General features: G+C 60.3%; 8 protein-coding genes. 2 read left to right on the top strand and 6 right to left on the bottom strand.

Annotated elements, in window-relative coordinates:
• Position 1 precedes the first annotated feature (1 nt).
• The 6 genes from CGA22_RS18040 to CGA22_RS18015 form a co-directional block, all read right to left on the bottom strand.
• The gene (locus tag CGA22_RS18040) at positions 2-409 is read right to left on the bottom strand and encodes a VOC family protein (RefSeq protein ID WP_041022344.1); all 408 of its coding nucleotides are present in this window, start codon (positions 407-409) and stop codon (positions 2-4) included.
• A 23-nt stretch (positions 410-432) separates the two neighbouring features.
• Positions 433-858: a YciI family protein gene (locus CGA22_RS18035; protein WP_041022343.1), complete on the bottom strand. Its 426-nt coding sequence runs from the start codon at positions 856-858 to the stop codon at positions 433-435.
• A gap of 281 nt (positions 859-1,139) precedes the next feature.
• A complete protein-coding gene (locus CGA22_RS18030) occupies positions 1,140-5,726 on the bottom strand; it encodes a M10 family metallopeptidase C-terminal domain-containing protein (protein WP_188258663.1) in 4,587 nt (1,528 codons plus the stop codon).
• A 117-nt stretch (positions 5,727-5,843) separates the two neighbouring features.
• The gene (locus tag CGA22_RS18025) at positions 5,844-7,157 is read right to left on the bottom strand and encodes a TolC family outer membrane protein (protein ID WP_041023243.1); all 1,314 of its coding nucleotides are present in this window, start codon (positions 7,155-7,157) and stop codon (positions 5,844-5,846) included.
• Between the two features lies 1 nt (position 7,158).
• Complete coding sequence (locus tag CGA22_RS18020) at positions 7,159-8,478, bottom strand: HlyD family type I secretion periplasmic adaptor subunit (protein WP_041023242.1); 1,320 nt, start codon at positions 8,476-8,478, stop codon at positions 7,159-7,161.
• A gap of 20 nt (positions 8,479-8,498) precedes the next feature.
• Entirely contained in the window at positions 8,499-10,214 is a 1,716-nt protein-coding gene (locus tag CGA22_RS18015) for a type I secretion system permease/ATPase (protein WP_041023241.1), read from the bottom strand.
• 441 nt (positions 10,215-10,655) lie between these two features.
• Here CGA22_RS18015 and CGA22_RS18010 point away from each other — a divergent pair, with 441 nt between their 5' ends.
• The gene (locus CGA22_RS18010) at positions 10,656-11,420 is read left to right on the top strand and encodes a substrate-binding periplasmic protein (protein ID WP_041023240.1); all 765 of its coding nucleotides are present in this window, start codon (positions 10,656-10,658) and stop codon (positions 11,418-11,420) included.
• A gap of 159 nt (positions 11,421-11,579) precedes the next feature.
• Positions 11,580-12,833 carry a multidrug efflux RND transporter periplasmic adaptor subunit MexE gene (mexE, locus tag CGA22_RS18005; protein WP_041023239.1) on the top strand — a complete coding sequence of 418 codons (1,254 nt, stop codon included), beginning with the start codon at positions 11,580-11,582 and terminating at the stop codon, positions 12,831-12,833.
• The last annotated feature ends 11 nt before the right edge of the window (positions 12,834-12,844 follow it).

Here is a 12,844-nt window from a genome sequence, read left to right as displayed (position 1 = left end):
CCTACTTCGCACCTTCGCAGTTGACCATCCAGGCAATCCCGAAACGGTCTTCGAACATGGCGAAGCGTTCCGCCCAGAAAGTCTTCGCCAATGGCATGTGCACACTGCCACCCGCGCTCAAGCCATTGAACAGTCGCTCGGCCTCGGCCACGCTGTCGACATTGAGGGATACCGAAACGCCCTGCGGCTTGCGGTATGGCTGGCCCGGCGGGCAATCGGAAGCCATCAGGCTGAAATCGCCCACGGTCAGGCAAGTATGCAGGATCAGGTTGTTGTCCTTGGGCATGCCCGTTTCTTCAGGCGCTTCGGCAAAGCTCATGGAGAACTGCTCGCCGCCCAGCACGTCCTTGTACAGTGCGAAGGCTTCCTTGCAGTTACCGTTGAAGGTCAGGTAAGGAATGATTCTCATGGTCGGATCTCCTGGTGTCAGGTTTACGATTGATCAGACATCTGCGCCCGCAGGCGTGCTTCCTGCTCGCGTAGATCGGAGGTAAAGGTCTCGCCGAAATCCTCCATTTCGAAGATCTGCCGGATTTCGATCTCGCTGTCGCTGACCATCGGGTTCGGACAACGCTTGACCCAATCGATGGCCTCCTGCAGCGACTGGACCTGGAAGATCCAGAAGCCGGCGATCAGCTCCTTGGTTTCAGCAAAGGGGCCGTCGACGACGGTCCGGTTCTTGCCGGAAAACTGCACGCGCACGCCCTTGGAACTGGGGTGCAGCCCCTCACCCGCGAGCATCACCCCGGCCTTGACCAATTCTTCATTGTAGGCGCCCATGGCGGTCAACAACTCCTCACTGGGCATTTCCCCGGCTTCCGATTCCGGGCTGGCTTTGACGATCACCAAAAATCGCATGGTCTTATCTCCTGATGTTGAGTAAGCCGCCGTTGCAGCGGTTCCACGGATAATCGAATGACGATAGGAGAAATCGACAGGTTGGCCGAAATATTTTCCGACCACATACGAAACGCCGCCCAATAAGCGCGACGCTGTTCACTTGCTCGGAAACATGTGACGAGGGCGCTTGCTCCCGCTTGGGTGCGAAGCGCCCTCAAAAGAAGGGGCCGCTATGCAGCCCGGCGGGAGCAAGCTCCCTCGCCACGAATCGGTGTTCTCAGAGAAGCCTGAATCAACCGTCAGGCAATCAGATCGCTGGCACTGAAGGTGTTGACACCCACCAGCTGGATTTCGAAGTCCGCTCCCAGATTGCCGTCGATATTGCCGGAAAGCACATGATCGACGAAGCGCAATTGCCCTGCACCGCTGAAGTCAGCCGAATCGATGAAGCTGAATTGGTTGATTCCTGCAGCGAGGATATTGGCATCGAGCTTCGACAGGTCAAGCTTATCGCCTTGGAGTTGACTGAAATCCAGGATGATGTCGCGAGCATTGCCGATACCCAACTCATTCAACGCGCCGAACATGAAGCTGTCGGCTCCGGCACCGCCCGTCAGGGTGTCAGTGCCAACGCCGCCGATCAGCACGTCATTACCCGCGCCGCCGTCAAGCTGATCGTTGCCTGCGCCGCCATCCAGAGTGTCCGCACCGTCCAGGCCGTTGAGCACGTTGGCGGCGCTGTTGCCGAGCAGGCTGTTGTCCAGCGCATTGCCAGCGAGGTTGATGGCCGAGACGCCGACCAGTTGACCGTCCTCGACATTGGCCGACAGGGTATAGCTGACCGACGTGCGTATCAGGTCATGGCCTTCGCCTGAGAGTTCGGTGACCGTGTCGCCGATATTGTCGAGGACATAAAGGTCATCCCCCACACCGCCAATCAGCGTGTCCTGCCCGGCGCCACCGACCAGCACGTTGTTGCCCGCGTTGCCGGTCACTACGTTGTCAAGGGCGTTACCGAGGCCGTTGATGTTGTCATTTCCGGTCAGCGTGAGGTTTTCCAGGTTGGCGCCCAGCCCCCAGCTCACCGAAGAGCGCACGATGTCGATCTCGCCGACCAGGGTGCTCTCTTCGCTGATCACATCACCGACGTTGTCGACCACATAGGTGTCGTTGCCGGCGCCGCCGATCAGGGTGTCGGCTCCAAGACCGCCATTCAGCAGGTTGGCCTCCACGTTACCGGTGAGGCGGTTGTCCAAGGCGTTGCCAGTGAGATTAATGGCAGAGAGGCCGACCAGTTGACCATCCTCGACATTGGCCGACAGGGTATAGCTGACCGACGTGCGTACCAGGTCATGGCCTTCGTCGGCGAGTTCGGTGACCGCGTCACCGATATTGTCGAGGACATAAAGGTCATCCCCTGCACCGCCAATCAGCGTGTCCTGCCCGGCACCACCGACCAGCACGTTGTTGCCAGCGTTGCCGGTCACTACGTTGTCAAGGGCGTTACCGAGGCCGTTGATGTTGTCATTTCCGGTCAGCGTGAGGTTTTCCAGGTTGGCGCCCAGCCCCCAGCTCACCGAAGAGCGCACGATGTCGATCTCGCCGACCAGGGTGCTCTCTTCGCTGATCACATCACCGACGTTGTCAACCACATAGGTGTCGTTGCCGGCGCCGCCGATCAGCGTGTCCTGCCCGGCACCACCGACCAGCACGTTGTTGCCCGCGTTGCCGGTCACTACGTTGTCAAGGGCATTACCGAGGCCGTTGATGTTGTCATTTCCGGTCAGCGTGAGGTTTTCCAGGTTGGCGCCCAGCCCCCAGCTCACCGAAGAGCGCACGGTGTCGATCTCGCCGGCCAGGGTGCTTTCTTCGCTGATCACATCACCGATGTTGTCGACCACATAGGTGTCGTTGCCGGCGCCGCCAATCAGGGTGTCGGCTCCAAGACCGCCATTCAGCAGGTTGGCCCCCACGTTACCGGTGAGGCGGTTGTCCAAGGCGTTGCCAGTGAGATTGATGGCCGAGACGCCGACCAGTTGACCGTCCTCGACATTGGCCGACAGGGTATAGCTGACCGACGTGCGTATCAGGTCATGGCCTTCGCCAGTGAGTTCGGTGACCGTGTCGCCGATATTGTCGAGGACATAAAGGTCATCCCCCACACCGCCAATCAGCGTGTCCTGCCCGGCGCCACCGACCAGCACGTTGTTGCCCGCGTTGCCGGTCACTACGTTGTCGAGGGCGTTACCGAGGCCGTTGAGATTGTCATTTCCGATCAGCGTGAGGTTTTCCAGGTTGGCGCCCAGCCCCCAGCTCACCGAAGAGCGCACGGTGTCGATCTCGCCGGCCAGGGTGCTGTCTTCGCTGATCACGTCACCAACGTTGTCGACCACATAGGTGTCGTTGCCGGCGCCGCCGATCAGGGTGTCGGCTCCGAGACCGCCATTCAGCAGGTTGGCCCCCACGTTACCGGTGAGGCGGTTGTCCAAGGCGTTGCCGGTACCGTCGAGGTTATCGGTGCCGACCAGCTTCAAGACCTCTAGGTTGCTGCCCAGGATGTAGCTGACCGAGGAAAAAATGCTATCGATTTCGCTGAGCGAGGTCCCTTGCTCGATCACCGTGTCGCCGATATTGTCGACCACATAGGAGTCGTTGCCGGCACCACCCTCCATTGTGTCCGCGCCACCCAGGCCATTGAGCACGTTGTCGGCGCTGTTGCCGACCAGGCTGTTGGCTGCGGCATTACCGACCAGGTTGATGGCGGAAATGCCGATCAGTTGACCATCCTCGACGTTGGCCGACAGGGTATAGGTGACCGCTGTGCGCACCAGGTCATGGCCTTCGTCGGCGAGCTCGGTGACGGTGTCGCCGATGTTGTCGAGGACATAAAGGTCATCCCCTGCACCGCCAATCAGCGTGTCCTGCCCGGCACCACCGACCAGCACGTTGTTGCCCGCGTTGCCGGTCAGTACGTTGGCAAGGGCATTACCGATGCCGTTGAGGTTGTCATTTCCGGTCAGCGTGAGGTTTTCCAGGTTGGCGCCCAGCCCCCAGCTCACCGAAGAGCGCACGGTGTCGATCTCGCCGGCCAGGGTGCTGTCTTCGCTGATCACATCACCGACGTTGTCGACCACATAGGTGTCGTTGCCGGCGCCGCCAATCAGCGTGTCCGCCCCGACGCCACCGACCAGCACGTTATTACCCGCATTGCCGGTCAGTACGTTGTCAAGGGCGTTACCGAGGCCGTTGATGTTGTCATTTCCGATCAGCGTGAGGTTTTCCAGGTTGGCGCCCAGCCCCCAGCTCACCGAAGAGCGCACGGTGTCGATCTCGCCGGCCAGGGTGCTGTCTTCGTTGATCACATCACCGACGTTGTCAACCACATAGGTGTCGTTGCCGGCGCCGCCAATCAGCGTGTCCGCCCCGGCGCCACCGACCAGCACGTTGTTGCCCGCGTTGCCGGTCACTACGTTGTCAAGGGCATTACCGAGGCCGTTGATGTTGTCATTCCCGATCAGCGTGAGGTTTTCCAGGTTGGCGCCCAGCCCCCAGCTCACCGAAGAGCGCACGATGTCGATCTCGCCGGCCTGGGTGCTCTCTTCGCTGATCACGTCACCGACGTTGTCGACCACATAGGTGTCGTTGCCGGCGCCGCCAATCAGCGTGTCCTGCCCGGCACCACCGACCAGCACGTTGTCACCCGCGTTGCCGGTCAGTACGTTGGCAAGGGCGTTACCGAGACCGTTGACGTTGTCATTTCCGGTCAGCGTGAGGTTTTCCAGGTTGGCGCCCAGCCCCCAACTCACCGAAGAGCGCACGGTGTCGATCTCGCCAGCCAGGGTGCTGTCTTCGCTGATCACATCACCGATGTTGTCAACCACATAGGTGTCGTTGCCGGCGCCGCCGATCAGGGTGTCTTTACCGGCAAGGCCATTCAGAACGTTACCCAGTGCATTACCTATCAGGGTATCGTCATTGGCCGAGCCCACAGCGTTTTCGATCTTGGCGCCATAGGCTATCGCCAGTCCTTCATTAAAGGCGGTATTGGTGTCTGTGTTCAGGAACGCCTGGCCGATCTTGCTGAACTGCCCCTCATTCAGATTGATGCGGACTGCCGACAGCTGATTACTGGCATCGATCGTGTCATTGCCACCGGCGTCCCAGATGGTCTCGAATACCGACTGGTCAGCCGCCCAGCTATAGGTGTTGTTACCGGTCTGCCAAAGGGTATTGGCACCATAAAGACTCTGGATGGCGGCGATATCCAGCAGCATGGGGGTGGTCGGCTCATAAGAGTACGAGTTGTGGTAACTCATGACCGTATAACGGACATCATCGTACTGGGCAGCAAGCACCGTGGGGTTGCTCGGACCTGGGGTAAACGGATGCTTGAGACCCAGCGCGTGGCCAATTTCATGCACGAAAGTCAGATAATCGTAACTACCCTGAACGGGGCTTGGGTCGCTCGTCGCCGGCCCGATCCAGACGTCACCGGCGCTGGCGCTCAGTCCGGGGAAATAACCCCAGGCGGCGGTGTCTTCGTCCATGTCCCCATAACCACCGAATCGCAAGTCGCCGACGCTGGTGGAAGACTCGCTCACCTGGGTGAACTTGATATCGGCCACTGAACTCCATTTGCCCAGGGCGCTGACAATGGCGCTTTGTTGCGCTGAAGACAGGACGTAGCCAGACGTGAATTCATTTACGTCGCTATAGGAGCGGGCGAAATATGAATCGGTGGTCATGAAACTGTATGTCAAGGCCGTGGAGAACGTGCCGTTGCTCAATGTGTCCATCCAGTAAGTGCCGTAAATCAGGCTGTCGACTTGGGCATTTCCGGTCAGGCTTGCCGGCAGAGCAAATGTAAAACCAGCGGGACTTGGCATACGAACTTCCTGTGTGTAGATCTGCGGCCCTTCCTAGGATGCGGCCGTTACAAGGGATCATGATATTAGAAATGGCGGCATTAATATCATCTGGCCACTACTTTTTCAATTCTGACGCTATTTTTTTGGCGCAACCAGCCATTCATTCGCCTTGCGAATATCTCCATCCCCCAGCCTTCCGCTCCAGCGATGCAGTACAAGCAAACTGGTGACGAAGCGGTACTGGGACTGATAGAAGTCACGCCGCGCGCGAAATTCTTCCTTGATGCTGTCCAGGACATCCACGGCATTCTTGACGCCATATCCGAAGGCCTTCTCCGTGGCCATCCGTGACTTTTCAGCAGATTCCAGTGCGTGGCGTGTTGCCTTGATCCGGCTGAGTTCGGCCGACATCCCGAGATAGGCGGTGCGAGTCTCCTTGATCACCTGGCGCCGCAAGGCTTCCAGCTCTTGCTGGGCGACTTCCTTGTCGCTTTCAGACGTCGATACCCGGGCGCTGGTGGATCCACCGCTGTAGAGCGGCACCTGCAGATCAAGGGAGGCGACGAGATTGTCCGAGCGCGGCGTCACCGCCCCTTCATAACCGATATCGCTGCGTTGCGCCGTGAGGTTCAGGCCCAGACGGGGCAGATGGCCCGCCCTGGCTTCACCGATAGCCGCCTCGGCGGCACGGATACTGTGTTCGCGGGCATGCAGCGCCGGGTTGCTGTCGAGTGCCGTTTGCACCCAATAGTCCGGGGTCTGCGCCGGCAGACTGAAGGCCGGGTTGTCGCCGATGCGCTTGAAAGGTTCCTGGACATCTCGCCCCACCAGTTCGGAAATGGCTTCCCGACTGACCTGGACCTTGTTGCCGGCTTCGATCTCATCCGCCTTGAGCGCGTCCACTCGCGCTTCGAGGTCAAGCGTATCGGTCACCATCGCCATCTGCCGCGCATACAGCGCATTGACGCGCTTGAGGTTGCGCTCGGTGGCGTCCAGCTCGCTGCGCACCAGGGACAGCTCATCCTCCGCCGCGAGCACGGCGAAGTAGCGCTCGGACAGGTCGATGCTGGACTGCACCTGGGTGTCGTCGGATTCGTATTCACTCTGCCGGGCCAGTTCTACGTACTTCTGGTAACTGCGCCAGACCTGCGGGTCGTAGATCACCTGACTGAGCGCCACGGCCATGCGCTTGCCGTTGTACTGGATACGGCTCAGGTCGTCGTCACGCCGACCGCGATTGACGCTGCCGCTGGCGTTGAGTTGTGGCAGCAGTTGGCCAAGGGCCGCTCGCTCGTTGCCCTCTCCGCTGTGGATCCGGGCTTGCGCACGCAGAATGCGCGGATCGGAACCCTGCGCCTCCTGATGCAGTTGCCACAGGTCTATGTAAGTGTCGTCAGCAACAGCGCCAAGTGGGATGAGGAGCAGACAGATCGCGATCAGGGACTTCATGTCAGTCCTCGATCAACGAACGGGCGAAAGCATTGCTCGCTGGCTGCATCAGATATTGCAACAGTGTCCGCTCACCGGTATTGATCAGCACTTCGACTGGCATGCCCGGCACCAGGGTCAGGCCGCCCAACACCTGTTGCCCCTTGTCAGTCATGGCTACCCGGGCCAGGTAATACGGCGCGCCGGTGTCCTTGTTGATCAGGCGATCAGCGGATACTTGCACCAGTTGCCCTTCGACAACCGGCGTAGCGCGGTTCTTGAACGCACTGAAACGAATGTTCGCCAACTTTCCCACTGCGATGCGATCGATGTCCATCGGTGAAACCTGGGCTTCGACGATCAACTCCTCGTTGGCCGGGACGATGTCGAGCAGCGCCGTGCCTGGACTGACCACCGCGCCCAGGGTATGGACGGTCATGCCCATCACCATTCCCGACTCGGGTGCCAGGATGTCAGTGCGTTGGTCACGATCCTGCAGGGTCGCCAGCCGCTCGCGCAGTTCGAACACCTTGGTTCGGGCATCACCCAACAGACCGGCGACTTCGCTGGCGAAGGTCTTTTTCAATTGCAGTATCTTCAGCGTCGCCTCGTCGACATTGACCCGCGCCTGGGCGATCTGGGATTGACTTTCGGCTATTTCAGTCTGCAGGCGAGAGAGACTGCGCTCCTGCTCACGCAGACGCTGCTTGTCCACGTAACCTTCGGCAAGCAATGCCCGCAAATCGACGATCTCGTCCTGGTAGGACGCCGCCAGTGTTTGCTTGCTGGCGATGATGGTCTTGAACCCGCGAATCTGCTCTTCGATTTGTCCGATGGTCTTTTCCTGCAGGCCGATTTCCCCCAGCAAGGCGTTTCGCCGGGCCTGAAAGATCCGTGCTTCACTGTCGCGAGCTTCACGCACTCGCGGATCAGCCAGATCCAGGGTCGGCACGGCAGCGGGCTCGGGCAGTGCGTCCCGCTCGGCCTCCAGCCGGGCCTGCAACTCGAGGGCTGCGATCAACTGGCTGCGCATGGCTTCCATTTCCGAGCGCGCCTGGGTGTTGTCGAGCACCAGCAACACATCGCCGGCGTTCACCCGGTCGCCGTCATGAACGCGCAATTCGCGCACAATGCCGCCTTCAAGGTGTTGTACGGTCTTGCGGTAGCTTTTGACCGTGACCACGCCCGGCGCCAGTGCGGCACTGTCAAGCGGCGCCAGACTGGCCCAGCCGCCGAACAGGCCGAAGGTCACTAACAATATGAGGTAGCCGATGCGCCGTGCCGGTCCATCATCGATCGGCAGCGCGGGCATATGGGCGGATGAAAGCTGACTGTTCTGCATGAAAGGTTTTTATCCGCTGCTTACGATTGAATCGCGGTGGCTGGGTGGACCGCGGGCGCAGCGCTCTGCAATCGCGCCAGGACCTTGTCCCGCGGGCCGAACAGACTCAGCTCGCCCTGATTAAGCACCAACAGTTTGTCCACCTGAGCCAGCACCCCGGAGCGATGGGTGATGACAAACACCGTGGCCCGACTCTGCCTGAGTTTCTGCAGGGCCTCGGCGAGCATTTTTTCGCCGGCGTCATCCAGGTTCGAGTTGGGTTCGTCGAGGACCACCAGACGCGGTTCGCCGTACAAGGCACGGGCCAGACCAACACGTTGACGCTGGCCGCCGGACAACCCGCCGCCATTGGCGCCGATCACGGTGTCGTAGCCTTCGGGCAACTGCAGCACCAGCTCGTGCACGCCGGCCATGCGCGCAGCGGCGACCACCGCAGGCGCGTTGGCCGGGCCGAAGCGCGAGATATTCTGGCTGATGGTGCCCTCGAACAGTTCGATGTCCTGGGGCAGATAACCGATGTACTGACCCAGTTCATCACGGCGCCATTGGCTGATGTCCGCATCGTCCAGGCGCACGGTACCGGCCTGGGTTGGCCAGATTCCCAGCAGTGCCCGGGCCAGCGTCGATTTCCCGGCACCGCTGGGACCAATGATGCCCACCACCTCCCCCGCGGCAACCTGGAAGCCCAGGCCGCGAATGATCGGCTTGCGAGCGTCAGGGGCGCCGACCGACAAACCCTCGACGCGAATCGCCCCCTTCGGCGCAGGCAACGACATGCGTTCGGGCTCTGCAGCCACCTTGACCAGCAATTCGTGGAGCCGGGCATATTGTGAGCGCGCCCCGAGGAAGCCTTTCCATACGCCAATCAACTGGTCGATGGGCGCTAGCGCTCGTCCCAGCAAAATGGAACCGGCAATCATCAGCCCGGGCGAAATCTGATGGGTGATCGTCAAATAGGCGCCCAGGCCCAACACCAGGGACTGGACAATCTGACGGAATGTCCTGGATACCGCAGCAATGGTTGCACCGCGATCACTGGCCAGGCTTTGCAGGATCAGGACCCCGTGGACCCGCCGGATCCAATGCTCACGCAGGCTTGCCAGCATGCCCATGGATTCGACCACTTCGGCATTGCGCAAACTCTTGTTGATGAAAGTGGTGGCCGTCATCTGCTCGCGGTTCGCGGCCTGCAACGGTGCGCGCGTGAGTTTTTCGTTGACGAAGGCCAACGCCCCCAACAACAACGCGCTCAATACCCCCATCCAGCCGTACCAGGGATGGAACATGAACATGACGCCCAGGTAGATCGGAATCCAGGGCGCATCGAAAAAAGCAAACAGGCCGTTACCGGTCAGGAACTGACGCAAGGCGCTCAGATCGCTCAACGGCTGGGCCGAGGCGTTCATGCCACAGGTATTGAGTGCCTGCTTGAAACTGGCGTCGAACAGGCGCTGTCCCAGCAACGAGTCCAGGCGCGTACTGACTCGCACCATGATCCGCGAACGCACCCACTCCAGGCCGCCCATCGTCGTCATCAACAGCAACATGATCAAGGTCAGCATCAACAGCGTCGACAGGCTGGCGCTGCCTACCGCGCGGTCATACACCTGCAGCATGTAGAACGATGGAACCAGCATCAGCAGATTGACGAAGAAACTGAAAAAACCAACGGAAAGAAAACTGCCCTTGCAGAGCGCAAGGGCACTTTCCAGCTCGGTCTTGGAGTGGGGTGACATGGTTCATTACCTGAGGTCGACTTGGGGCCAACCTGCGAAAATCGTAGTGGACGCTGACGCATGAACGCCTTGAGGAGCGTCGGCAGACGCCTCTGAAGCGCCCGCGCGGTTTGAGCTGCCTGCGCTGTATCGGCAAGTGGGTGAAGTTCTGAAGGAAAAGTTGCAACTGCGCAGATGATCCGCCAACGCAACAGCGTCATTAGCCGTTCGCCAACCTGGAAGCAAAACGCAAGGCCTTCGTTAGCCAGATGATCTATACCTTCAGAACAACCAATAAGGTCAGGGCAACAGCAACAGAATCTCCAGATGAAACGATCAACTGCGGGTTTGCTTCCGGGAACGCCGCGTCAACTGATTCGTATAACCTGCGAGGTGTTGTTTCAGGGCCGGCGACCACACGTAGAATGCGGCACCCTTCTTTCAATGCCTGAAGTATCGATCATGAGCCGGATCACATGCGTATTGAATGCTCGCTCCAAAGCGCTTCCCCGGCTTTGTCTGTTGCTATCGCTGCTGTTCGTTCACACCGCGCGCAGCGAGCCCAGGCCAATTGAACTGCACATCCTGGACGCTCCGCCGCTGACATTCGTCAACGACCCCAGGGGCTATGGCATCGTTGGTGATATCGCCGTGCAGGCCATGATCAAGGCGGGTTACGCAGTGAAAATCCATGTGTTGCCTTGGGCCAGGGCACAAAAGCACGTCAGCGAGGAGCGAGATCACTTGATCACGCCGCTGTCGCGCATTCCCGGTCGTGAAGACCACTTCACCTGGATCGCCAATATCATGCCGATGGAGCGGGCCTTCTTCAGCCTCGACCGGCAAGTGAGCAATTTTGCGGAGGCCAAGGAAGCCTACCGCAAGATCGGTGTCGGCCTGGGCAGTGCCCAGGAAGAAATCCTGCGTACAGAGGGGTTCAGCAACGATCAGATCTACCCGTTGGCCATTGGTGACAACCCTGCCCAGATGCTCCTGATGGGGCGCATCGACGCCTGGTTCAACGGCGTACCGGAAAGCCGATACATCTGGCCGAAGGTGTCCAGGCGCAAACTGCTCATGAGCCCGGTCAACAGCCATGCCGACCTCTACCTGGCCTGTTCCAGGCAATGTTCTCCAAAAATGGTCGAGGCCTTGCGCGAGGCCGTCGAGGCGCTACGCAAGGACGGCACCATCGACCGCGTGCATGATCTCTATCTGCCGCAATGACCCAGTGGCAAGGGCGCCTGTCCGTCACTACGTTCAATAGACAGGCGGGCGGCGCTTATATCATTCCGAATGATAGTTACCTTTGCTTCATTCGATTCGTTCCTCCGCATGCCGCCACGCATTATCCGCCCATCTCAATACACTTGGCGGATGCTATCCATGGACCATTCACTTTCAAAACTACGTTTTCCCCTCGCACTGTTGGCGGTGCTGGTGATAAGCGCCTGTGGCAAGACACCTGACACGGCAGCGTCCATGCCGGCCGCCAAAGTCAGTGTGGCCAAGGTACTGGAACAGCCGGTCAACGAATGGGATGAGTTCACCGGACGCCTCGAAGCGCCGGAAACCGTCGAGATTCGTCCACGGGTTTCGGGGCAGATCGACGAAGTAGCCTTCACCGAGGGTGCGCTGGTCAAGAAAGGCGACCTGCTGTTCCAGATCGACCCTCGCCCCTTCCAGGCTGAAGTGCGTCGTCTCGAAGCCCAACTGGCCCAGGCCCGCGCCACGGCCACCCGCAGCGAGAACGAAGCCCAGCGCGGCGAACGCCTGCGCCAGAGCAACGCCATTTCCGCTGAACTGGCGGATTCGCGTACCAGTGCCGCCCAGGAAGCCCGTGCCGCCGCCGCGGCGATCCAGGCGCAACTGGACCTGGCCAAACTGAACCTGAGCTTCACCCGCGTCACTTCGCCCATCAACGGTCGCGTCAGCCGCGCGGAAATCACCGCCGGCAACCTGGTGACCGCCGACGTCACCGCGCTCACCAGCGTGGTGTCCACCGACAAGGTCTACGCCTACTTCGACGCCGACGAGCGAGTCTTCCTCAAATACACCCAACTCGCCCGCCAGGGCCAGCGCGGCCAGGCCACGCCGGTTTACATGGGCCTGTCCAACGAGGACGGCAACCCGCACCAGGGCCAGATGAACTTCATTGACAACCAGGTCAACCCGCAGACCGGCACCATCCGCGGTCGCGCCGTGTTCGACAACAAGGACGGCGCCTACACCCCTGGACTGTATGCCCGGCTGAAGCTGGTGGGCAGCGGCACCTACTCCGCCGTACTGATCAACGATGAAGCCGTGGGCACCGACCTGGGCAAGAAATTCGTGCTGGTGATGGACGCCGACAACAAGCCTGCGTATCGCCCCGTCGAGTTGGGGCCGAAGATCGAAGGCCTGCGTATCGTGCGTAGCGGCCTGACCAAAGACGACACCATCATCGTCAAGGGGCTGCAACGGGCTCGCCCAGGGGCACCGGTCACGCCTGAAGTCGTACCAATGGCCAGCGAACAGACCCTCGCCGCCCTGGCTCAACAACGCAAAGCGCTCGAAGCCAGCAACCTGCCCCAGGTCGCGCCGTCCAAGGCGACGTCGACGACGGCGGGAAAACTGGCCGCTGCGACCCCACGCGGTTAAGGAACTGAACC

Source organism: Pseudomonas sp. PSB18, from assembly GCF_014596565.1.
Taxonomy (GTDB): Bacteria; Pseudomonadota; Gammaproteobacteria; order Pseudomonadales; family Pseudomonadaceae; genus Aquipseudomonas.
Note: the sequence above shows the minus strand (reverse complement) of the source record. Positions and strands in the feature narration are given on the sequence as shown.